This is a genomic window from Marinobacterium sp. xm-g-59, assembly GCF_013283315.1.
GTDB lineage: Bacteria > Pseudomonadota > Gammaproteobacteria > Pseudomonadales > Balneatricaceae > Marinobacterium_E.
The window spans coordinates 469,447-491,890 of record NZ_WBYR01000001.1 but is presented as its reverse complement, the minus strand read 5'-3'; the positions used below and the strand labels follow the sequence as shown (position 1 = coordinate 491,890).

The 22,444-nt window shown below is 49.0% G+C and carries 20 protein-coding genes; 18 read left to right on the top strand and 2 right to left on the bottom strand.

The window, feature by feature from the left end:
• The first annotated feature begins 112 nt into the window (after positions 1–112).
• The 8 genes from XMG59_RS02325 to murB all read left to right on the top strand — a co-directional run bounded on the left by XMG59_RS02325 (position 113) and on the right by murB (position 6,899).
• The gene (locus tag XMG59_RS02325; RefSeq protein ID WP_173481639.1) at positions 113–2,317 is read left to right on the top strand and encodes a DNA internalization-related competence protein ComEC/Rec2; all 2,205 of its coding nucleotides are present in this window, start codon (positions 113–115) and stop codon (positions 2,315–2,317) included.
• Between the two features lie 67 nt (positions 2,318–2,384).
• Entirely contained in the window at positions 2,385–3,005 is a 621-nt protein-coding gene (locus XMG59_RS02320; RefSeq protein WP_173481638.1) for a MotA/TolQ/ExbB proton channel family protein, read from the top strand.
• A gap of 8 nt (positions 3,006–3,013) precedes the next feature.
• On the top strand, positions 3,014–3,424 hold the full coding sequence (locus XMG59_RS02315; RefSeq protein ID WP_173481637.1) for a biopolymer transporter ExbD: 411 nt from the start codon (positions 3,014–3,016) through the stop codon (positions 3,422–3,424).
• A 1-nt stretch (position 3,425) separates the two neighbouring features.
• The gene (gene lpxK, locus XMG59_RS02310; RefSeq protein WP_173481636.1) at positions 3,426–4,415 is read left to right on the top strand and encodes a tetraacyldisaccharide 4'-kinase; all 990 of its coding nucleotides are present in this window, start codon (positions 3,426–3,428) and stop codon (positions 4,413–4,415) included.
• A 1-nt stretch (position 4,416) separates the two neighbouring features.
• Complete coding sequence (locus XMG59_RS02305) at positions 4,417–4,602, top strand: Trm112 family protein (RefSeq protein WP_173481635.1); 186 nt, start codon at positions 4,417–4,419, stop codon at positions 4,600–4,602.
• 5 nt (positions 4,603–4,607) lie between these two features.
• The gene (kdsB, locus tag XMG59_RS02300; protein WP_173481634.1) at positions 4,608–5,375 is read left to right on the top strand and encodes a 3-deoxy-manno-octulosonate cytidylyltransferase; all 768 of its coding nucleotides are present in this window, start codon (positions 4,608–4,610) and stop codon (positions 5,373–5,375) included.
• A 31-nt stretch (positions 5,376–5,406) separates the two neighbouring features.
• A complete protein-coding gene (locus XMG59_RS02295) occupies positions 5,407–5,883 on the top strand; it encodes a low molecular weight protein-tyrosine-phosphatase (protein ID WP_173481633.1) in 477 nt (158 codons plus the stop codon).
• Positions 5,883–6,899 (top strand): UDP-N-acetylmuramate dehydrogenase, encoded by a 1,017-nt coding sequence (gene murB / locus XMG59_RS02290; protein ID WP_173481632.1) that lies wholly within the window; start codon positions 5,883–5,885, stop codon positions 6,897–6,899. Before XMG59_RS02295 ends, murB begins: the two co-directional genes overlap by 1 nt.
• Before the next feature lie 65 nt (positions 6,900–6,964).
• Here murB and rne read toward each other — a convergent pair whose 3' ends face one another.
• A complete protein-coding gene (gene rne, locus XMG59_RS02285; protein ID WP_173481631.1) occupies positions 6,965–9,697 on the bottom strand; it encodes a ribonuclease E in 2,733 nt (910 codons plus the stop codon).
• A gap of 487 nt (positions 9,698–10,184) precedes the next feature.
• On the opposite strand from rne, the gene rluC reads away from it, so the two are divergent.
• The 5 genes from rluC (at position 10,185) to XMG59_RS02260 (ending at position 14,996) form a co-directional block, all read left to right on the top strand.
• Complete coding sequence (gene rluC, locus XMG59_RS02280) at positions 10,185–11,111, top strand: 23S rRNA pseudouridine(955/2504/2580) synthase RluC (RefSeq protein WP_254443612.1); 927 nt, start codon at positions 10,185–10,187, stop codon at positions 11,109–11,111.
• A gap of 28 nt (positions 11,112–11,139) precedes the next feature.
• Positions 11,140–12,240: a DNA-binding protein gene (locus XMG59_RS02275; RefSeq protein WP_173481629.1), complete on the top strand. Its 1,101-nt coding sequence runs from the start codon at positions 11,140–11,142 to the stop codon at positions 12,238–12,240.
• A gap of 134 nt (positions 12,241–12,374) precedes the next feature.
• A complete protein-coding gene (gene cysB / locus XMG59_RS02270; protein ID WP_173481628.1) occupies positions 12,375–13,349 on the top strand; it encodes an HTH-type transcriptional regulator CysB in 975 nt (324 codons plus the stop codon).
• Positions 13,350–13,449: 100 nt separating this feature from the next.
• Positions 13,450–14,067: a bifunctional phosphoserine phosphatase/homoserine phosphotransferase ThrH gene (gene thrH / locus XMG59_RS02265; protein ID WP_173481627.1), complete on the top strand. Its 618-nt coding sequence runs from the start codon at positions 13,450–13,452 to the stop codon at positions 14,065–14,067.
• Positions 14,068–14,123: 56 nt separating this feature from the next.
• Positions 14,124–14,996, top strand: a complete 873-nt coding sequence (locus tag XMG59_RS02260; RefSeq protein ID WP_173483208.1) for an alpha/beta fold hydrolase — start codon at positions 14,124–14,126, stop codon at positions 14,994–14,996.
• Here XMG59_RS02260 and XMG59_RS02255 read toward each other — a convergent pair.
• Positions 14,990–15,574: a MarC family protein gene (locus tag XMG59_RS02255; protein ID WP_173483207.1), complete on the bottom strand. Its 585-nt coding sequence runs from the start codon at positions 15,572–15,574 to the stop codon at positions 14,990–14,992. The two genes, XMG59_RS02260 and XMG59_RS02255, sit on opposite strands and share 7 nt — an antisense overlap.
• 133 nt (positions 15,575–15,707) lie before the next feature.
• Between XMG59_RS02255 and XMG59_RS02250 the strand changes: the two genes are divergently transcribed.
• The 5 genes from XMG59_RS02250 to prpF all read left to right on the top strand — a co-directional run bounded on the left by XMG59_RS02250 (position 15,708) and on the right by prpF (position 22,367).
• Positions 15,708–16,394, top strand: a complete 687-nt coding sequence (locus XMG59_RS02250) for a GntR family transcriptional regulator (protein ID WP_173481624.1) — start codon at positions 15,708–15,710, stop codon at positions 16,392–16,394.
• Positions 16,395–16,406: 12 nt separating this feature from the next.
• On the top strand, positions 16,407–17,300 hold the full coding sequence (prpB, locus tag XMG59_RS02245) for a methylisocitrate lyase (RefSeq protein WP_173481623.1): 894 nt from the start codon (positions 16,407–16,409) through the stop codon (positions 17,298–17,300).
• A 62-nt stretch (positions 17,301–17,362) separates the two neighbouring features.
• The gene (gene prpC, locus XMG59_RS02240) at positions 17,363–18,493 is read left to right on the top strand and encodes a 2-methylcitrate synthase (RefSeq protein WP_173481622.1); all 1,131 of its coding nucleotides are present in this window, start codon (positions 17,363–17,365) and stop codon (positions 18,491–18,493) included.
• 22 nt (positions 18,494–18,515) lie between these two features.
• Positions 18,516–21,125: a Fe/S-dependent 2-methylisocitrate dehydratase AcnD gene (acnD, locus tag XMG59_RS02235; protein WP_173498156.1), complete on the top strand. Its 2,610-nt coding sequence runs from the start codon at positions 18,516–18,518 to the stop codon at positions 21,123–21,125.
• 63 nt (positions 21,126–21,188) lie between these two features.
• Positions 21,189–22,367 (top strand): 2-methylaconitate cis-trans isomerase PrpF, encoded by a 1,179-nt coding sequence (gene prpF, locus XMG59_RS02230; RefSeq protein WP_173481621.1) that lies wholly within the window; start codon positions 21,189–21,191, stop codon positions 22,365–22,367.
• Positions 22,368–22,444: the final 77 nt, after the last annotated feature.

Genomic DNA, 22,444 nt, shown 5'->3' with positions numbered 1-22,444 from the left:
CAACCTATGAAATTATTTGGAAGTCAGATTATGCCCTTCGATTATTAATAAACCAACCTGCTATTACTGAAACTTCTGCTAGATTGAATAAATAATTTGGCTTGGATCAAGGATGATCAGTTTTCTCTTAGCAGTGCTCGGGCACGCCTATCTACCCTCTATCAGTTGGGGATCCTATTTTTTTATTATCTTAACCCTAGGAACGGTTGGCCTGTGGTGGGGCTCTACTACACTTAGATCTCATCTGCTGTTTGCTCTAATAGGTTTTGTGGTGGCCCAGTGGCATGCAGTCGATGGGCTCTCTAAAACCTTACCAATAAGCGTTGAGCCAGAAGAGTTTGAGATTGAAGGGACAGTCATCAACTTACAGCCTCAGGGTTCAGGGGGCTTTCAATCGCTGCTATTGGATATAGAGAGTGCACCTGTTCAATTGATGAGAGTCGAGCGTGTGCGACTTGGGCTATACGACTCTGAGGTGAGAATAGCGGCTGGCGATCGCATTAAAGTGCTGGCCAAGGTGGGTCCACTGAATGCCTACCAAAATGAGTTCAGTCCGGATCGACGCAGAAGAGAGTTTGCACAGGGGATCGGCGGGTCAGGGTATGTCAAACAGCTGATAAAACATGAGCAGAATAGTTCCATTCGGCAACGGGTACATGATTGGCTACATCATAATATGAGCCAATCGACATCCGCTCTGATGTCCGCCCTTGTTTTGGGTTACAGAGGAGATCTAGATGACAGTCAGTGGGAGCTTCTTAGGGTCAGTGGAACCGTCCATTTAGCGGTTGTTAGCGGATTACATCTAGGGGTGATGTGTTTAACAGGCCTTCTATTGGGTAGGTTGGTTGTGGTGACGATCCAGTACTTGGGTGTTAGGCCCAACTCGATAATACAAACCCTGCCCGTTTTATGTGCGATCAGTTTAGCCTCTTTTTATCTCTGGTTTGGTGGCTTTGGTGTGCCGCTTCAGAGAGCTTGGATCATGGCGATCTGCTTGTTGCTGCCGCAGTTGTTTGCAAGGCGAATAGACCCCATGAAACGACTTAAAATTGCACTTTTTTTGGTACTGGTTTATGAGCCTCTATCGATTTTAGAGATCGGCTTTTGGCTTTCGTTCAGTCTGGTAGGGTTGTTGATTCAGTTCGCCAATTGGCGCAATGGCTACTCAAGGCTGATACAGATCTTCGCAGTACAGCTCTTTTTAACCCTATTAATGTTGCCAATTCTGCTCTTTGGCTTAGGGCAGTTTAACTTGGGTGGTGCACTGTCCAACCTTTGGGCGATCCCCTATGTCTCACTCTTTGTTGCACTGTTACCCCTAACGCTAGCGCTGGTTGGAATCTTTGAGCCGATCTTGGCGTTCTATGAAATTTGGGCTTCAGGGTTTTGGCATGGACTCTCTTTCCATTCGCTAGTTGGTTTGCATGCTCAGTGGCAAACTCCCGCGATATTTGGACTCTTCGTGAGTTTGCTTGCTCTGGTTTTGCTGTTTCTACCTGGACGTCTCAAAGTGTTGAGTCTACTGCTTCTGCTGCCGTTGCTCACTCCCAAACAGAATCGGCCCGATGCGAGTGAGTTTGTCGTTCGTCTACTGGATGTGGGACAGGGTCTATCAATCTTAATTGAGACCCGAGAGGGAGTGACGGTCTATGATTTAGCGGCTAAAAGTCGAAGCGGTTGGATCGCAGCTCAAGCTACTCTCTTTCCAACTCTCAGGGCTCTAGGCTACAGAGAGTTAGACCTGATTGTTAGTCATTCAGACGTTGATCACAGTGGAGGCTTAGAGAGAACCTTGAAGCAGTTTTCAGTACCACGATTCTATTCAGGCCAGCCCGCTTTAACGGGAGGCACTGCCTGTGCATCACAAAACTGGAAAAAGGGGGAGGTTCGTTTTCAGCTCTATGCCCTAAAGAACCAGCAATCCGATAATGATCAAAGTTGTGTTCTGCACATCGAAAATGGTCGTTGCTCAATATTGATTGCAGGAGATATGTCCAGCCGTGCAGAAATCGAGTTGCTCAATCAGCATCGATTAGCCCCTGTGACTTGGTTGGTCTTATCCCACCACGGTAGCCATAGCTCTTCTTCAGGTGTCTGGTTGGATCAACTTTTGCCGGAGGCTGCGATCGCATCGCGAGGCAAACACAATCGTTTTGGGCATCCTAATGAGTCAGTAAAACAGCGATTGGCCGATCGAGGCATCACCCTTTTGGATACAGCGGAGCAGGGTGAAATAGTATTAACAGCGACCCAAGATCAGTGTCTAAGTGACTCTTTTGCAAACTTATATCCCCGTTATTGGCGAACTCATTAATGCTGCGATACTATGGGATTTTTATAGGCCGTCTAGGCTGGTCAATCTGTCTTTTTGAGGTTTTTCGTTGTTAGAGTTAATTTCCGCTGGTGGTTGGTTGATGCTACCGATTTTAGCCTGTTCAATTCTTGCACTTGCTATCACGGTTGAGCGTTTGATGGCCTTAAGGGCTGATAGGATTTTACCACCGGGTCTGCTAGCCGATGTCTGGGGGCTCTATAAAGGTGGGCAGCTGACTAATGATCGTCTCAAAGAGATCAGAGAGGCGAGTGCATTAGGATCACTGATTGTCGCTGGATTGATTAACGCGGGCTCCGGTCGCGATGTGATGAAAGAGTCCATTACCGATGCAGCCAGTGACGCCATTCATCAGATGGATAGATTTTTAAACAGTCTAGGTACTGTCGCGGTCATTACCCCTCTGTTGGGTCTGTTAGGGACTGTGATCGGCATGATTAAAGTCTTCTCCCAGATCATGATTTCCGGCACGGGTAACGCTAACCTTTTGGCCGGAGGTATCTCCGAAGCCCTGATCACAACAGCAGCCGGTTTGACAGTTGCCATCCCTGCGTTGGTAGCGCACCGCTTCTTGCAACGTCGTGTATCGACGCTGGTGTTGGCAATGGAGCAGGAGTCGGTCAAGTTGGTCGATATTATCCATGGTGATCGCAAAGTGGATCTTAAATAGGGCGCTCTGTGAATTTTCCAAGACCTCAATCGGAAGAGATATCCATCAACCTAACCCCATTGATTGATGTGGTCTTCCTGCTGCTGATCTTTTTTATGGTGTCGACCACCTTTACTAAAGAGACCCAGCTTAAAGTGGACCTCCCTCAAGCAACGACAGACCAGATGGCTCAGGTCGATATGCTTGAGATCATCATCAAGGCCGATGGTAGCTTCGCAATCAACGATAAAGCATTGGTCAATGCGCAGCCTAAAACTCTTAGGGCGGCAGTGCTAAAAGAGAGTGGTGGTGATCTTACAACCCCTCTAAAGATTTCCGCCGATGCATCGACTCCTCACCAAGCGGTCATTACCGCCATGGATGTAGCAGCAAACTTAGGGTTTTCTCAATTGAGTCTTACGACCAGAGAGATCGACTAAGTTGATTGAGAATGCTTGGTATCAGAAAGCAGGCTGGCTAGTTCTACTGCGTCCCTTATCACTGCTCTATCGTTTCATCTCTAAACGCCGCCGTGTGCGTCTGACCGAGCAGGCGGTCACAATGGATGTGCCGGTTGTCGTGGTCGGTAATATCAGTGTCGGTGGTACCGGTAAAACTCCCCTCTTAATCTATTTGGTAACCCTAGCAAAATCCTTGGGGTTCAACCCCGGTGTGGTCAGTCGTGGATACGGTGGTCAGGCAACAAGTTATCCTATGCAAGTGTCTGACCAGACCTCGCCAGAGTTGGTGGGGGATGAGCCGCAGATGATCTTCGAGAAGACAGGCGTGCCTGTCGTCGTTGATCCGAATCGAGTCTCTGCATGCCAGCATCTTCTTGACCAACACTCGGTCGATATCATCTTCAGTGATGATGGTCTGCAGCATTATCTAATGGGACGCCAGTTCGAAATTGCGGTGATCGACTCTGTGCGAGGGTTAGGTAACCAACAGTTGATGCCGGAAGGGCCTTTAAGAGAAGAGCTGTCGCGCTTAAATGAAGTTGATCTGGTTGTGTTGAATGGTGAAGGCCCTTTTAGCTATCCAGGTGCGCTTACCTATCGTCTAAGCCCTACTGCGTTTAGACATCTAGCATCGGGTGAACAAAAATCGCTTCAGATCGATCAATTTGGTAGCAAAACAGTCTATGCATTAGCGGGTATCGGTAACCCTTCACGGTTTTTTGATACCCTAATGGGGCTGGGCTTAGAGCTTAAAACCATCCCTTTAAGGGATCACGCACCGATTACTCAAGAGCTGCTCGATCAATACCGCTCATTGCCATTGGTGATGACCGATAAAGATGCAGTAAAATGTCACTCTATCGCCCCAGATAATTGTTGGGCGCTTTCAGTAGAGGCGGAATTTGCACCCAAAGAGGCGGAGCACTTGGCCCAATTACTGAAACGTGTTGTTAACCCTAACGGAGAATAAAATGGATCCTAAACTTCTCGATATCCTTGTTTGCCCTGTCAGCAAAGCCCCTTTGGAGTGGGATAAGGAGAGTGATGAGTTAGTCTGTCGCACCAGTGGTTTAGCTTATCCTATCCGTGATGGCATTCCGGTGATGCTTGAGAGCGAAGCTCGCACTCTAAGCAGCGAAGAGCGTCTTCCGGAGTAGCCTTAATGAGTTTCACTGTCGTTATTCCGGCGCGCTATGCATCTACCCGTTTTCCAGGTAAGCCTTTGGTTGAGCTGGCCGGTAAAACGATGGTGCAACACGTCTATGAACGGTCACTGGAGAGTGGTGCTAGCCGTGTCATCGTCGCAACCGATGACCCAAGAATTGAGTCGGTAGCCAAAGGCTTTGGTGCTGAGGTCTGTATGACCTCGGCGGATCACCCTTCAGGCACCGATAGACTTCAAGAGGTCGTTAATAAAATTGGTTTGGCGGATCATGAAATTGTCGTCAATGTTCAGGGTGATGAGCCTCTAATTCCAGCAAAGTTGATCGATCAAGTTGCGGATAACCTTGCGGCACATCAAGATGCAGGCATCTCAACATTAGCAGAACCTATCGAGACGAAAACCGACCTTTTGAATCCTAATGTGGTCAAGGTTGTGACGGACATTCGCGGCATGGCGCTCTATTTTTCGCGAGCTCCGATCGCTTGGCCGCGAGATAGGATGGCCAATGATGAGCTACCTGAAACTCTGCCTTCTCTATTTGCTTGGCGCCGTCATATTGGTATCTACGCCTACCGTGTAGGATTTCTTAATGCTTATGTTCAATGGTCACCTGCACCCATTGAAAAGACAGAATCCCTTGAGCAATTGCGTGCTCTATTCAATGGTGTTTCGATTCATGTAGCCAACGCCGTCGAGGCTCCACCAGCGGGCGTTGATACCCCTGAGGACCTTGAAAGACTTAAGCGGATAATGGAAGGCCAGTAGGTTATTTGCATCAGTAAGGGTGGTGTTTGCAATGATTAGAGTGTTGTTTGTCTGTTTAGGTAATATTTGCCGCTCCCCATCAGCTGACGCTATTTTTCGTAAAAAATTGGATGATCACCCTTGGTTAGCCAATCGAGTTGAAGTCGATTCAGCGGGAACCGCTGCATGGCATGTGGGCAACCCGCCAGACCCTCGCTCTGTCAAAGTGGGGGCTGAGCGTGGATACGATTTAACGCCTTTGCGTGCAAGGCAAGCGACACCTGCTGACTTTGAACGCTTTGACTACATCCTGGCAATGGATGAGACCAATCTGGATAACTTGCAGGCTATTGCGCCGAATCACTACTCTGGCCACCTGAGCCTGTTTCTCGATTTTGCAGGGAAGAGTGGGGCAGAAGTACCAGACCCCTATTATGGTGAGGGTGACTCAGGTTTTCATGAGGTGGTTGATCTGATTGAAGCGGCATCCGATGGCTTAATCAAGCAGTTAGAGGTGAGACTCGCCTAATGCTCACCATACACTCCTGGCATGATTTAACGGCGTTCAACACTTTGGCGATGCCGGCTAAAGCTCAATTTTTTGCTGAGTTATCTGACTTAAATGACCTCCCTGAACTGCTCGATTTTATTGCTCAGCAGGATCTTCCCACTCTGTGGATAGGCGGTGGCAGTAACCTGGTGTTGGCAGATAAAGTGCCGGGTTGCGTTGTTCATATTTCAACGAAAGGCATTGAGATACTATCAGACTCAGAAGAGTCGGTTTTAATTAAAGTGGCCGCTGGAGAGAGCTGGCATAGCCTAGTGACTCACTGTCTGGAAAATGAGTGGTATGGTCTAGAGAATCTTGCACTGATTCCAGGTTCGGTCGGTGCATCTCCTGTGCAAAACATCGGAGCCTATGGTGTTGAAGTAGCGGATTTGATCGATCAGGTAGAGGTGTTTGATACGCTATCCAACTCCTTTAAAGTCATGCAGAAAGCGGACTGTCAGTTTGCCTACCGTGACTCGCTGTTCAAGCGAAACCCAGGCCGTTTCATTATCACTTCAGTGCTTTTCAGCCTATCTAAACAATTTGAAGCTAAATGTTCTTATGCGGCACTTCAAGGTTGGTTAGATGCCCAAGGGGTTAAAAAGCTGAGCGCTCATGCGATTTTTGACGCAGTGGTTGCTGTGCGCCAATCTAAACTGCCGAATCCTGAAGAGCTCCCTAATGCGGGCAGTTTCTTTAAGAATCCTGTTGTCTCAATTGAGTGCTTTGAGAGTTTGCGTCAAATCTATCCAGAGATTCCAAACTACCCAGATGCTTCTGGAGTTAAGCTTGCTGCGGGTTGGTTGATCGATCAGTGCGGTTGGAAAGGTCTCTATCGTGAACGAGTGGGTGTTCATAAGGATCAGGCCCTCGTGATCGTAAATCATGCGGGTGGGTCGCGTCAGGATATTGATGAACTAGCCGATGATATTAAACAGAGCGTGTTGGATCGTTTCTCTGTGCGCCTAGAGCAAGAGCCGATCGCCTATCCCTAGCGTGAGCAGAAATTAAACCCAAAAAAAAGCAGCCCATGGGCTGCTTTTCTATTGGAATTGTGCGGTTATTCAGCGGCCTCTGCTTGACGACGCTTCAATCGAGGATCGTTTGCAGCGCGACGGCGGCGACGAGGTTTTTCCTCCTCTTCGCTCGCTTCTGCTTCAGCAGGTGCTTCTTCAACCGCTTCTTCTACTGCTGCTGCGGGCTCTTCATTAGCTGAAGGCTCTTCATTGGCTGAGGGCTCTTCATTGGCTGAGGGCTCTTCATTGGCTGAAGGCTCTACAGCAGGAGTAAGATCCAACTCAACCTGTGTCTCAGTGACTGTTTCAGTCGTAGCTTCAACTTCATTGGCTGCGTTTTCAGCTGGCTCGTCAGCAGTTACTTCCGGATCTTGTTCACCTGCCGTTGTATTTTCTGCAGGCTCTTCAACAGCAGTTTCAGTAGCTTGGCTCTCTGTCTCAGTAGCAGCTGTTTGCTCTACAGTGGTTTCTGGCACTTCTTTAGCGGCTGGCGCTTCAGTAGAGATCGCTGTTTCAGATGCTTTTGGGGTTTCAGCTGAGGCTTCCACAGTAACTTCTTCTGATACGGCTTCTAGCGGTGCATTGAGTAACTCCTCTGGGATAGGGTTGCTACGTTCAGCACTGCGCTCTTCATTCGCGCGGCGACGACGGCCACGGTTTTTACTGCGTGGTGGCAGTTCCGTTTCGCTATTGTTGTTAGAGTTGAACTCTTCATTGCCATTTTCTGAACGACGATCACGATCACGATCACGGCCACCGCGACGGCGACGGCGTGAACGGCCAGAGCGCTGCTCGTCACTCGATGAACTTTTGTCGTTATCACCGATGGTCGGCAGGTTGTTCTCCGTCTCAACCGTAATGACTTCGTCCGAATCACGACGCTCACGACGATCGTTACGGCGATTGTTGCCACGGCGGCGATCGTTACGGTTGTTGTTGCGACGACGGTTGTTGCGGTTGCCATCGCGGTCAGAACCTTTCTTGTCATCACGGCGAGTGCTCTTTTTATCGTCCTCTTTGTCAGAATCGGATAGACCAAACAGATCTTTAATCGCTGCAATAATACGCTCGCCCAATGACTTGTTAGCGACGGGCTTGCGACTAGTCTGCTGACGTTTCTGTTGGCGAGCTGGCTCCGCTTTTACTTCAGAGCTTTCGCTCTTCGGTGCTGGTGGGGCAGACGAGTTTAAAACGCCTTGCACAGCGGCTTGCTCACGCGGAACGACCGGAAGTGGTTTGTCGGTAGGATCTTCGACTGGCTGTTCTGGTTGCAGCGTGTAGCTTGCATCATTCACGGTAGTAATGGTGTGATCATCGCGCAAACGAACTACTTCGTAGTGTGGTGTTTCCATATTTGGATTAGGGACCACAACGATGCGAACATTTTGACGCAATTCAACAGCGTGCACTTGATGACGCTTCTCGTTAAGTAGGAAGGTCGCTACGCTGACTGGAAGAATCGCGCGAATCTGAGAGGTGCGATCTTTAGACGCTTCCTCTTCAAGAATACGCAGAATAGAGAGTGCCAGAGATTCAATATCACGGATGTAGCCTTGACCATTACAGCGAGGGCAGACGTGACCGCGACTCTCTGCCAGCGATGGGCGCAGGCGTTGACGTGACATCTCTAAAAGACCAAAGCGTGAGATGCGACCCATCTGAACGCGTGCGCGGTCTAGCTTGAGTGCATCGTTAAGGCGTTTTTCAACTTCGCGCTGGTTTTTGATTGGCGTCATATCGATGAAGTCGATAACCACTAGACCACCCATGTCGCGAAGACGGAGCTGGCGAGCAATCTCATCAGCCGCTTCAAGGTTGGTGTTCAGAGCAGTCTCTTCAATATCACCACCCTTAGTTGCGCGAGCGGAGTTGATATCGATTGAAACCAGAGCTTCTGTCGGATCGATAACAATCGAACCGCCAGAGGGGAGCTTCACTTCACGTTCAAATGCTGATTCGATCTGTGTCTCGATCTGGAATCGGTTGAACAGTGGTACAGACTCTTTGTAAAGCTTGATACGATTTTCGTAAGTTGGCATTACCTGACGAACGAACAGCTGAGCTTGTTCAAATACTTTCGGCTCGTCGATCAGCACTTCACCGATGTCATCGCGTAGATAGTCGCGAATAGCACGAATAACGACGTTGCTCTCTTGATAGATCAGGAATGGAGCAGGGCGATCATCAACTTCAGTAATCGCAGTCCAAACCGTAGCAAGGTAGTTAAGATCCCACTGCAGCTCTTCAGTCGAACGACCAATGCCGGCGGTGCGAACGATGACGCCCATGCCTTTAGGAATGTCCAGGCCGTTCATAGCCGCTTTAAGTTCAGAGCGTTCATCACCTTCAATGCGGCGCGAAATACCACCTGCACGAGGGTTGTTAGGCATTAGAACCATGTAACGACCGGCAAGGCTAATAAAGGTTGTCAGAGCGGCACCTTTATTGCCGCGCTCCTCTTTATCCACCTGGACGATGACTTCGGTACCCTCTTTGACAAGATCTTTGATGCTTGGACGCTGGCCGCGTTCAGGCGATGAAACAAAGTACTCTTTAGCGATCTCTTTTAGGGGTAGGAAACCGTGACGTTCGGCACCGTAATCGACAAATGCAGCTTCCAGGCTGGCTTCTACGCGGCTGATACGGCCTTTGTAGATGTTTGCCTTCTTCTGCACGCGGGAGTTGGATTCAATATCCAAATCGAACATGCGCTGTCCATCGACAAGCGCAACACGCAACTCTTCTTGTTGAGTCGCGTTGATTAACATGCGTTTCATTTTAGCGTTCTCTTAACGCAACGCATCTTTGACGGGCAACAAACCTGTGTCCTGGCTTTATAGAAGCAATAGCTAATCTCCAGTACGCTCTGCACCGGATAATTAGGTTATCTTCAGCGATGGAGGAAACATCAACCAATATCGTTATCGATTCTAGCTGTGGCTGCTGCTCTGCCCAATTTACTCAACGTGGAGTGGGAGGCTGCAGGTTCCTGGTTGATGTGCGTCTCCATCCTTCAGCCGAGGGCTGTTGTTCAGCACTCGTGAAAAATACGTCGCTATTTATAAATTTTTTCAGCCATTACATGGCTATTCAAGCTGGGTAACTACCGCCACATTGTGAGTGAATCACTGTTCGCTCTAGTGGGGTGTGAATAAAAATGAAGCCTTCTTCATCCAGCAGCGGTAGAATATAGCAACTTACTGGTTTTTCAGCAATTTATTTTACCCACACATCATGCCTTCAAATCCCCCTAAGTCCGGCTTTTTGAATAAAGTTCAGTTTGTTGATATCGATGCCGATCAAGCGGGTCAACGTATCGACAACTTCTTGCGAACCTTTCTTAAAGGGGCGCCAAAAACGCTGATCTACAGGCTGTTGCGCAAGGGTGAGATTCGAGTTAACAAAAAACGCACCAAACCTGATTATAAGCTTCAAGCGATGGATCAAATACGCATCGCTCCGATTCGCCTTCCAGAAAAAGGGGAGAGTGCCCCTGTCAGTGATCAGTTACTCGAATTGCTAGAACGTTCAGTGGTCTATGAGACTGACTCTCTGCTGATCATCAATAAACCCTCGGGCATAGCGGTGCATGGTGGTAGCGGCGTCTCTTTAGGGCTGATTGAGGCGGTTAGAAAATTGCGCCCAGATGCGCGTTTTTTAGAGCTGATTCACCGAATCGATCGTGACACCTCGGGTTGCATCATGATTGCTAAAAAACGCTCGATGTTGCGTTACATGCACGATGCGTTTAGGGAGCGTCGCGTGCATAAGATCTATCAGGCACTGGTTGTGGGTCGTTGGGATGCTAAGCACAAACAGATCAATGCACCCCTGCTGCGAGATGAGCACCGATCAGGTGAACGAACCGTTCGTGTCTCCCTTGAGGGTAAACCATCGGTTACAAATTTTTCAGTGCTGCGTCGATTTGGTGATGTTGCAACGCTGGTGGAAGCTCGACCTAAAACCGGTCGTACTCACCAGATTAGAGTGCACACCCAATATACGGGTCATCCGATTGTGGGTGATGTTAAGTACACGTCAGATGAGAACAACGCTGAATTTAAAAAGCTGGGTTTTAAACGATTGATGCTTCATGCCGCCGGCCTCAGGTTCACTCTGCCTGATGGCGAAGAATTAGAAGTGCGTGCTCCATTAGATGATAGTTTGTTAAGATTGTTGGACAATTTATAGTTCGTTGCAGTTGAACGATAAGGTAAAGATGAGCGAGTTGGATCTTAAAGTAGTTGAGTTAGCAGAAGAGTTGTTGGCCGAAGGTCAATTGCCGACGGATGTTGTAATTTCTGAACGACTGGGTCTCTCCAGGGACGAGGCTAATGCGGCATTAAGTCATTGGGCGCAGAGCTTGAGTTATGCTCGTCTGCCAGAGGTGCGTGCCAGTGCAAAGTTACACAACTCGGTACCTGACTCACTGAGCAAAGGCATTGAGCAGATTTGGGATCTTGCACTGCAAGAGGCGATGGCCGAGCTGCGAGTCGAGTTGCAGAGTGAACGAGCGGGTGATGAAGAGGATCGCAAGGCGACCCGCGACATGGTTCGTGATGCGGAGGCGCTCTATCGTGATTTGGAAGTAAAGTACCGCGCACAAACTCAGCAGATGGATAAGAGTGAACAGGCCCTTCGAGCGATTGAAGCTGAAATGGGCGTGCTTAAAGCCAACATTGCCAGTGAGATCAATCAACGTAAAAAGGCTGAACAGGTTCGTACTAACCTAGAGACCGAATTGAACCAGCTTCGTAAGATGCACGAAGATGCCAAGAAAACCTTTGATGCACGTATCAAAGCGGAGCAGCAGCAGGCATTGGAGAACGTTACCCGTGCTGAGGTTGAAGCTCGTCACTATCGTAATGCGCTTGAAAAGCTTCGTGATGAGGGCACTCGAACAGAGTCAGAGCTGACGCGTTCAGTTCATGAAAACCAGGCTCAGATAGCGAAGAAAGATGCACGTCTTGAGATGCAAGAGAAGACCATCAGCGATCTGGAACGTGATCTGAACGAACTAAAAGAGAACATGACATCGGCCAGTCGTGATATCTCGAATATCAACTCTAAGCTGCTGCGTGAAACTAACGCCAACCGTCGTTTGGAAGCTCAGATTAAAGAGCGCGATGATCAGGTTCGTGTACTGAATCAGAAGTTGACGGTCGCAGCAACGGAAGCTGCAAAGCGCGAAAGCGTGCTTCGTCAGCAGCTCAAAGAGAAAGATGAATCGCTGACGCGCGCTACCGCTCGAGTGAACTCACTGGAGAAGCGTATTACTCAGCAGGAAGATCAGATTCGCCGACTCAATGCTCGCCTTTAGTCGTGTATAAGGATATAGCCTTTTGCTTTAGCTTATTCTCTAGTGTTATATTTGGCTTATTAATAGATATCAACGCCGACTAAGGGCGATTGGCTAATAATTGGCTAATAATTGGCTATAAATTGGAGCAATAGATGAAACTTCAGCAGCTGCGTTACATTTGGGAAGTCTCTAAACACGACCTCAATGTCTCTGCTACGGCACAAAGCCTATACACATCGCAACCAGGTATCTCTAAGCAGATCCGTCTACTAGAAGATGAACTGGGTGTTGAAGTGTTCGCTCGTAGTGGTAAGCACCTGACGCGCGTTACACCTGCTGGTAAAGCGATTCTTGAGATCTCAGGAGAGATTCTCCAGAAAGTGGACTCTATTCGCCAGATTGCTCAAGAGTTCAGCGATGAGCGTAAAGGCAGCCTATCGGTAGCCACCACTCACACACAGGCACGTTACGCTCTGCCTCCTGTGATTAATGAATTCATCAAAATGTATCCTGAAGTTGCGCTTCATATGCACCAGGGTACACCTACTCAAATTTCTGAGATGGCCGCCGATGGTACTGTCGATTTCGCGATTGCGACGGAAGCGATGGGCAGCTACTCAGATCTAATTATGATGCCTTGCTACAGCTGGAACCGTTCAGTGGTCGTACCTAAAGATCACCCGCTTGCGCAAGGTGGCGAGTTAACTCTAGAGAAGTTAGCTTCTTATCCAATTGTTACCTATACCTTTGGTTTTACCGGTCGTGGCAAGTTGGATGAAGCGTTTAAAGAGCAAGGTCTCGATCCTAAAGTGGTCTTCACTGCGGTGGATTCGGACGTTATCAAAACCTACGTTCGCCTAGGGTTGGGTGTAGGTATCATTGCCAGCATGGCGGTCGATCAGCAGCTAGATCAGGATCTGGTAGCGATCGATGCATCTCATCTGTTTGAGCCCTCTATCACTCGAATCGGTTTCCGTCGTGGCACCTTCCTTCGCGGTTACATGTTCGACTTCATTCAGAAGTTTGCTCCACACATTACTCACGACGTTCTTGAAAAAGTTCAAGCCTGTAGCGGTCGTGCTGAAGTGGATGAGCTGTTCCAGGATATACAGATCCCTTCGATGTAAGGCCATAGGTCTAATGAACCTCTAATATTGTCGTCTTTCGTTTGAAAGGCGGCGACTAAATCGCTAGAGTAGCCTCTCAATTTTTAAAGGAGAGCCTAGCGTGGAACTAGCATGTCTTGATCTTGAAGGGGTCCTAATCCCTGAAATCTGGATCGCATTTGCCGAAGAGACTGGTATCGAGGAGTTAAAAGCAACGACTCGTGATATCCCTGATTACGATGTGTTGATGAAGCAGCGCCTTCGTATTCTTGATGAGCACGGTCTAACCCTTCCTCAGATCCAAGAGACCATTGCTAAGCTGAGCCCACTTCCAGGCGCTAAAGAGTTCACCGATTGGTTGCGTGAGCGTTTCCAGCTGGTGATTCTTTCCGATACCTTCTATGAGTTTGCAGCACCGTTGATGGCTCAATTGGGTTACCCAACGCTGCTTTGTCACCGACTTGAGACAGACGAAAACGGTCGTATAACTGACTACACGCTTCGTCAGCGCGACCCTAAGCGTCAATCAGTGCGTGCTTTCCAGCTGCTTAATTACCGTGTTATCGCTGCAGGCGACTCTTACAACGACACGACTATGTTGGCTCAAGCTGAGCAGGGCATTCTTTTCCATGCTCCGCAGAACGTCATTGAAGAGTTCCCGCAATTCCCAGCGGTACACACCTACGAAGATCTTAAGAAAGAGTTTCTAGCGGCAAGTAACCGCAATCTCTCCCTTTAAACCTGCCTATTGGGGGTAGCATTAGCTGCCCCTACTTATCCCGAGTAGTGCTTACCATGAGTCGACTATCAGATAGTCACTGTCATTCAGACACTCTAGCCCATGCAGGTTATCAGCACGCTTATCGCATTTATCGTCACCCAGAATCTGAAGGTGGTCGCCGACTGCTGTTAATCCACGGCGCTGGTGTGGCGGGTCGATATACTTGGGAAGCGATGCAGCACTTTCTTGAAGGCTGGGGTGAAATCCTTGTACCTGATTTACGAGGGGCAGGTGAGACCGTCAGTGATGATGGAGTAGAGCACCCCTTCAGTGTCAATGACCTGGTGTCGGATATGACCCACCTAGTGGATCATTTAGGCTGGCATGAGTTCGATCTAGCGGGCTATTCTCTTGGGGGCTTGGTGTCACTGTTGTTAAAACAGAACCTCAGAGATCGGGTGCGCAAACAGTTCCTGCTTGAGAGTGCGCTGCTCGATCGTCATGATTGGCAAGAGACCGTCTCCATTCGTCAATCCTTCTCTGCCGCGGCTAAAAGCCTACGCAATACAGAGGGTGATGAAGGGATTCGAACCTTTCTTGATACCATTTCGCCCAATCGTAAGGTGAGTGAAGCGGTTGAAAAAATGACTTTGCAGCGTTTGGGCGAGCGTCGACTGGGTTTTGCTAACTCTCTAGACGCCGTTACCAATGCGGCCCTGTTCATCGATCGAGAGAGACTGCTAGCGGCTCAAGGGGATGTCAGCAGTTTTATAGGTGGATTGAGTGTCGAGCCGATGCATCAACTGCATCAGCACCTGTCAGACAGTATGCGTAATTGGCACTACCATTTTGTGGCAGGGACAGATCACTCCCTACCTTATCAAAAGCCTCGTCAGATCGCCCGTATCATGAATGATGAGTTAAAGCGCTATTTAAAAGGCTACTGAATTGCTAAAAATCCATTGATTAGCATCTGAACAGCGATCGAGATCAATATCATACCCATCAGACGTTCTATCGCTTTCAAGCCACGTTTGCCGAGTATTCTATAGAGTGATTGTCCTGCGATTAAAATAATAGCGGTCGCCACCCAGCTGATCAGAAGGGCGATTAACCAGTCTATACTGCGACTCGGTTCGCTCTCTGCTAAAAGTACCAGAGTGGCCAGTATTGAAGGGCCTGCGATCATTGGCGTAGCCAAGGGGACCACTAGCGGTTCGCTATCATCCTCATCATCGCCCATAACGCCACCACGGGATGGGAAGATCATTCGGATTGCAATAATCAGTAGTACTAAACCGCCAGAGATAGAGACCGCCTCTTTAGAGAGCGATAACAGTTTTAACAGTGCCGAGCCGCTGTATAAGAAGATCAGCATTAGGATTAAGGCGATCACTAACTCCCTGAGTAGTACCTTGATACGTCTGGCGGGGTCGACCTTTTTAAGAATGGATAACACCACAGGGATATTGCCCAACGGATCCATGATTAAGAAGAGCATCAATGCTGCAGCGTAGGTATCCATATTTCACTCCTGCTTATATCCGACTGATCAGTCGAGATAACAAAATTGTCGACAATGTTAGCCTTTTGGTTGATTGTCAGCCTATATAAAGCGGGTTATTCTACATTGCACAATCAGATTGTCGACAATATTTATGACCATTGAACCGCTTTACGCTTCAGAATCACAACAGAGTAGCACGCTTGCAGACCGAGTGTGTCATGAAATTATTACTGCGATTGTGAAGGGTGAAATTCCAGCGGGCGCTAAAATTTCTGAACCAGAACTGGCTAAAACCTACGGTATTTCGCGAGGCCCACTTCGTGAAGCGATACGTCGTTTAGAGGGGCTGCGTCTGGTTGAGCGAAAGCCTCATATTGGCGCGCGTGTTGTTCAGTTAAGTGTCAAAGAGCTGTTGGAAATCTATCGCGTTCGTGAAGCGCTAGAGGGTATGGCGTGCCGTTTAGCCGCGACCGTTATGCCGCAAGAGGAGATCAACCAGCTTCGTGCTCTGCTAGATCAGCATCAGTCAGGTATCGAAGAGCAAGAGGGACAGGCCTACTTTCAGAAAGAGGGCGATCTCGATTTTCACTACCGAATTGTGATGGCGTCTGGTAACTCAAAACTTCAAGAGTTATTAGCGGCCGATCTATACCACTTGGTGCGAATGTATCGTTTCCAATTCAGTCTTTCCAGTTCTCGTCCCACCATGGCTTTACGTGAGCACCATCAAATATTGGATGCCATTGAAGCGCGTGATGAAGAGCTGGCCGAACTTTTAATGCGTCGTCACATCAGTGCATCAAGACGCAATATCGAATCTAAATTAAATCAACCCTAAGGAGAGATAGAGATGACTCAGTCGATGTCCCCAGGCGCTAAGTTCCGTAAGGCACTAGCCGATAACAAGCCACTTCAAGTTGTGGGTACTTTCAACGCATACAACGCAATGATGGCAACACGTGTTGGTCACCAAGCGATCTATCTCTCTGGTGGTGGTATTGCAAACGCCTCTTACGGCCTACCTGATCTAGGTATGACCTCATTGAACGATGTGATGGAAGATGTACGTCGTGTAACAGCAGCCTGTGATACGCCTCTGATGGTTGATATCGATACAGGTTGGGGTGGTGCATTCAACATCGCACGTACGGTTAAAGAGATGATTCGTGGTGGCGCAGCGGCGTGTCACCTGGAAGACCAGGTTGCTCAGAAGCGTTGTGGTCACCGTCCAAACAAAGAGATCGTCTCTCTAGAAGAGATGGTTGATCGTGTTAAAGCGGCCGTTGATGCTAAAACAGACGATGACTTCTTTATCATTGCCCGTACCGATGCATTCCAGATGGAAGGTCTTAACGCAGCCGTTGAACGTGCACAAGCCTGTTTAGAAGCGGGTGCTGACGGTATCTTCGCTGAAGCGGTTCATACGCTTGAAGACTATAAAGCCTTCTCTCAGGGTATTAACGGTGGACACCTACTTGCGAACATCACTGAATTTGGTGCGACACCTCTATTCAATAAAGAGGAGTTGGCAGAGAACGGTTGTACGATGGTTCTTTACCCACTGTCTGGTTTCCGTGCAGCAAACAAAGCCTCTTTGAACGTTTACGAAGCGCTACTGCGTGATGGCGATCAGAAAGCCGTTGTGGATACGATGCAGACTCGCATGGATCTTTACGATTTCTTGAACTACCACGACTTTGAACAGAAGCTAGATGCTCTGTTCCAAGAAGGTAAAAACAAGTAACTAATCCCTAACTCTCGGATCTGTTGTTCTGTCGCAGGTCCATGTCATTCAAGGAGAAAGAGATGGCTGAAGCAAAAAAATTAAGTGGTGCAGGTCTGCGTGGTCAATCTGCGGGTGAAACGGCACTCTGTACGGTTGGTAAATCGGGCGCTGGTCTTACTTACCGCGGCTACGATATTAAAGAGTTGGCTGACAATGCGCAGTTTGAGGAGGTTGCCTACCTTCTTCTATACGGCAAACTGCCTAACCAAGCGGAACTGGATGCTTATAAAGCACGTCTGAAAGGCATGCGCGCACTTCCAGCAGCGCTTAAAACGGTTCTAGAGAACATCCCTAAAAATGCTCATCCAATGGATGTGATGCGTACCGGTGTCTCTATGTTGGGTAACCTTGAGACAGAGATGGACTTTAGCGAACAGCACGATCACATCGATCGCATGCTGGCGGTATTCCCTGGCATCATCAACTACTGGTACAACTTTGCTCACAAAGGCATCCGAGTTGAGACAGAGACAGACGCAGACTCTATTGCAGAGCAGTTCCTATGGACGCTTCACAATAAAAAACCAGAGCCGCTGCACGTCGATGTTATGCACGCCTCTTTGATCCTTTACGCAGAGCATGAGTTCAATGCCTCAACCTTTACGGCTCGTGTCTGTGCGTCAACGCTGTCTGACATTCACAGCTGTGTGACCGGTGCCATCGGTTCACTGCGTGGTCCTTTGCATGGCGGCGCTAACGAAGCGGCGATGGCGATGATCGAAAACTGGAAATCTGCTGACGAAGCAGAGGAAGCGATCATGGGTATGTTGGCTCGTAAAGATAAGATCATGGGCTTTGGTCACGCGATCTACCGCGAGTCAGATCCACGTAACGCGATCATCAAAGAGTGGTCTGAAAAACTCTCTAAACAGGTAGGTGATACGCACCTTTACGCTGTTTCTGAGCGTGTTGAAGCGGTCATGTGGCGTGAGAAGAAACTCTTCTGTAACGCGGACTTCTTCCACGCATCGGCTTACCACTTCATGGGTATCCCTACTGAACTGTTCACGCCGATCTTTGTCTGTTCGCGCGTAGCGGGTTGGACTGCTCACGTCATCGAACAGCGTGCAAACAACCGTATTATCCGTCCTTCTGCAGACTACACTGGCCCTGAGTCGGCTGAGTGGGTTGCGATTGAAGACCGTGCCTAATTAAGAGTAGGAACTTGAAATGATGAATACTCAATACCGTAAATCTTTAACTGGCACGACGCTCGACTACTTCGATACTCGTGCAGCGGTTGAAGCAATTGAAGCTGGCGCTTATGCGAAGCTTCCCTACACATCGCGTGTATTGGCAGAACAGTTGGTTCGCCGTTGTGAGCCGGACGCTCTAACTGATTCGCTAAAACAGCTAATCGAGCGTAAGCGTGACCTCGATTTCCCTTGGTACCCAGCGCGTGTTGTCTGTCATGACATTCTTGGTCAAACAGCACTGGTTGACCTAGCAGGTCTGCGTGATGCGATTGCGAATCAGGGTGGTGACCCATCTAAGGTTAACCCTGTCGTGCCAACTCAGCTGATTGTTGACCACTCGTTGGCAGTAGAGGCACCAGGCTTTGATCCAGAAGCGTTCGATAAGAACCGTGCGATTGAAGATCGTCGTAACGAAGACCGTTTCCACTTTATCGACTGGACCAAGACTGCGTTTGAAAACGTTGATGTAATTCCAGCCGGTAACGGCATCATGCACCAGATCAACCTTGAGAAGATGTCTCCGGTTATTCAGGCGCGTGATGGGGTTGCCTACCCTGATACCTGTGTCGGTACTGACTCGCACACGCCTCACGTTGATGCACTGGGTGTTATCGCGATCGGTGTCGGTGGTCTTGAAGCTGAAACTGTTATGCTGGGTCACCCATCAATGATGCGTCTTCCAGACATCGTGGGTGTGAAGCTAACGGGTAAACGTAATCCAGGAATCACTGCGACTGATATCGTATTGGCTCTGACTGAGTTCCTACGTCAGGAGCGTGTCGTTGGTGCATACCTTGAGTTCTTCGGCGAAGGCGCTGATTCACTATCGATTGGTGACCGTGCGACTATCTCGAACATGACTCCAGAGTTTGGTGCAACGGCTGCGATGTTCTACATCGATGGCCAGACGATCGACTACCTAAAACTGACGGGTCGTGAACCAGAGCAGGTTGCACTGGTTGAGCAGTACGCTAAAGAGACTGGCCTATGGGCGACCGATCTTGTTACGGCTGAATACGAGCGAGTTCTTGAGTTTGATCTATCAACTGTTGTCCGTAACATGGCAGGTCCATCAAACCCACACCGTCGTCTACCAACTTCGGATCTAACCAATCGCGGTATCGCTGACGAAGCGAAATTGGCTGCAGCGAAAGCGGAAGAGGCTGATGGCCTGCTACCAGATGGCGCAGTGATCATCGCAGCGATCACTTCATGTACCAACACCTCTAACCCCCGCAACGTTGTTGCTGCAGGTCTTGTTGCTAAACGTGCTAACGAGCTTGGCCTTGTGCGCAAGCCTTGGGTTAAATCGTCATTTGCTCCAGGTTCAAAAGTTGCAAAACTTTACCTAGAAGAGGCGGGTCTTCTTCCAGAACTTGAGAAGATGGGCTTCGGTATCGTGGCATACGCTTGTACAACCTGTAACGGTATGTCGGGTGCGCTTGATCCTGTGATTCAGCAAGAGATTATTGATCGTGACCTCTACGCGACAGCTGTACTATCGGGTAACCGTAACTTCGACGGCCGTATCCACCCATACGCTAAGCAGGCATTCCTAGCATCACCACCACTTGTCGTTGCTTACGCGATTGCCGGTACGATGCGTTTTGATATCGAAAACGATGTATTGGGTACGGATACCAACGGTAACCCAGTAACGCTTAAAGATATCTGGCCATCAGATGAAGAGATCGATGCGATTGTCGCTAAGGCCGTTAAGCCAGAGCAGTTCCAGCAGATCTACATCCCTATGTTTGACCTAGGTGAAGCTGAGAAAGCGCCAAGCCCACTTTACGACTGGCGTGAAATGTCGACCTACATTCGTCGCCCTCCATACTGGGAAGGTGCGTTGGCAGGTGAGCGTACGCTAAAAGGTATGCTTCCATTGGCAGTGTTAGGTGACAACATCACAACTGACCACCTATCGCCATCGAATGCGATTCTTGCGTCGTCTGCAGCGGGTGAATACCTTGCTAAGATGGGTCTTCCAGAAGAGGACTTCAACTCATACGCAACTCACCGTGGTGACCACCTAACAGCACAGCGCGCAACCTTCGCTAACCCGAAACTGTTGAATGAGATGTGTCGTGATGAGAACGGCGAGATCATTCAGGGTTCTCTAGCTCGTCTAGAACCTCAGGGTGAACAGATGCGCATGTGGGAAGTGATTGAGACTTACATGGAGCGCAAGCAGAACCTAATCATCGTTGCTGGCGCTGACTACGGTCAGGGCTCATCACGTGACTGGGCGGCTAAAGGTGTTCGCCTAGCGGGTGTTGAAGCGATCGTTGCTGAAGGTTTCGAGCGTATTCACCGTACTAACCTAGTCGGTATGGGCGTACTACCTCTTCAATTCAAAGAGGGCGAAACACGTCATACTTACGGTATTGATGGTACTGAGTCGTACGATGTGGAAGGTGAGATCGCGCCACGTGCAGATCTAACGCTGATCATCAATCGTCGTAACGGTGAACAGGTTCGCGTACCAGTGACCTGTCGTCTTGATACGGCTGCAGAAGTTCGTGTCTATAAAGCTGGTGGTGTGTTGCAACGCTTTGCTCAAGATTTTCTTGAGGGCAATGCATAAGCAATTGGCTAACTACAAGGGGTCGCATCGCGGCCCTTTTTTAAATTAAGGGAGATGTTTGAAATGGCATTTGTTCCTCAAATTCAGGTTCGCGCTACCTACATGCGTGGCGGTACATCTAAGGGTGTTTTCTTCAATCTGAAGGATTTACCAGATGCGTGTCAGGTTCCAGGTGAAGCGCGCGATAAGTTGTTAATGCGTGTCATTGGTAGCCCAGATCCATACGGTGCTCAAATTGATGGTATGGGTGGTGCGACTTCATCGACATCGAAGACGGTTATCGTCTCAAAAAGCACCATGCCAGATCATGATGTTGACTACCTTTTTGGTCAGGTCGCGATCGATCGTCCATTTATGGATTGGTCAGGTAACTGCGGTAACCTATCGGCGGCTATTGGCCCTTTTGCTATTCATGAAGGGCTAATCGACCCAGCTAAGATTCCTGAAAACGGCATCTGCGAAGTCAAAATTTGGCAGGCCAACATCAAGAAGACCATCATCGGTAAAGTCCAGATCACTAATGGTCAGGTACAAGAGACAGGTGACTTCGAGCTTGATGGTGTCACTTTCCCCGCAGCTGAGATTGAAGTGTCGTTCATGGATCCAGCCGATGGCGAAGGTTCTATGTTCCCAACAGGTAATCTTGTCGATGATCTTGAAGTTCCTGGTGTGGGTACTTTTAAAGCGACAATGATCAACTCAGGTATCCCAACCATCTTCCTCAATGCAGAAGAGATTGGTTACCAAGGTACTGAGCTTCGTGAAGCGATCAATAATGATCCTGAAGCGCTAGCGCGTTTTGAAACCATGCGTGCCCACGGTGCGCTAAAGATGGGTCTAATCACGGATCTTAAAGAGGCTGAGACGCGTCAACATACCCCTAAAATTGCTTTTGTCTCACCACCAAAGAACTACACAGCGTCTAGTGGTAAAGAGATCACAACGGATGATGTAGATGTTCTAGTTCGTGCACTGTCTATGGGTAAACTTCATCACGCGATGATGGGTACAGCGGCAGTTGCTATCGCAACGGCAGCAGCAGTACCGGGTACGCTGGTTAACCTCGCTGCCGGTGGCGGAGAGCGCGATGCCGTTCGCTTTGGTCACCCATCGGGTACCTTGCGTGTCGGTGCAAAAGCGGAAGAGGTGAATGGTGAGTGGACTGCTAAAGCCGCCATCATGAGCCGAAGTGCGCGTCTTCTAATGACGGGTTCTGTGCATGTTCCAGGGGATACCTTTTAGTCTCTGGAAAATGCTGAAAGTGCCGATGTCAGGCTGAAGGCCTGGCACGGTAACTGCGTAGTGGGTTAGTACCCAGG

Bases quoted from the DNA above. Each gene is read 5' to 3' on its own strand.
- XMG59_RS02325 (WP_173481639.1), top strand. From the start codon at position 113: ATGATCAGTTTTCTCTTAGCAGTGCTCGGGCACGCCTATCTACCCTCT.
- XMG59_RS02255 (WP_173483207.1), bottom strand. From the start codon at position 15,574: ATGGATACCTACGCTGCAGCATTGATGCTCTTCTTAATCATGGATCCG.
- XMG59_RS02305 (WP_173481635.1), top strand. From the start codon at position 4,417: ATGGATCCTAAACTTCTCGATATCCTTGTTTGCCCTGTCAGCAAAGCC.
- XMG59_RS02260 (WP_173483208.1), top strand. From the start codon at position 14,124: ATGAGTCGACTATCAGATAGTCACTGTCATTCAGACACTCTAGCCCAT.
- prpC (WP_173481622.1), top strand. From the start codon at position 17,363: ATGGCTGAAGCAAAAAAATTAAGTGGTGCAGGTCTGCGTGGTCAATCT.
- XMG59_RS02275 (WP_173481629.1), top strand. From the start codon at position 11,140: ATGAGCGAGTTGGATCTTAAAGTAGTTGAGTTAGCAGAAGAGTTGTTG.
- prpF (WP_173481621.1), top strand. From the start codon at position 21,189: ATGGCATTTGTTCCTCAAATTCAGGTTCGCGCTACCTACATGCGTGGC.
- cysB (WP_173481628.1), top strand. From the start codon at position 12,375: ATGAAACTTCAGCAGCTGCGTTACATTTGGGAAGTCTCTAAACACGAC.
- prpB (WP_173481623.1), top strand. From the start codon at position 16,407: ATGACTCAGTCGATGTCCCCAGGCGCTAAGTTCCGTAAGGCACTAGCC.
- XMG59_RS02250 (WP_173481624.1), top strand. From the start codon at position 15,708: ATGACCATTGAACCGCTTTACGCTTCAGAATCACAACAGAGTAGCACG.
- kdsB (WP_173481634.1), top strand. From the start codon at position 4,608: ATGAGTTTCACTGTCGTTATTCCGGCGCGCTATGCATCTACCCGTTTT.
- XMG59_RS02295 (WP_173481633.1), top strand. From the start codon at position 5,407: ATGATTAGAGTGTTGTTTGTCTGTTTAGGTAATATTTGCCGCTCCCCA.
- rne (WP_173481631.1), bottom strand. From the start codon at position 9,697: ATGAAACGCATGTTAATCAACGCGACTCAACAAGAAGAGTTGCGTGTT.
- acnD (WP_173498156.1), top strand. From the start codon at position 18,516: ATGAATACTCAATACCGTAAATCTTTAACTGGCACGACGCTCGACTAC.
- murB (WP_173481632.1), top strand. From the start codon at position 5,883: ATGCTCACCATACACTCCTGGCATGATTTAACGGCGTTCAACACTTTG.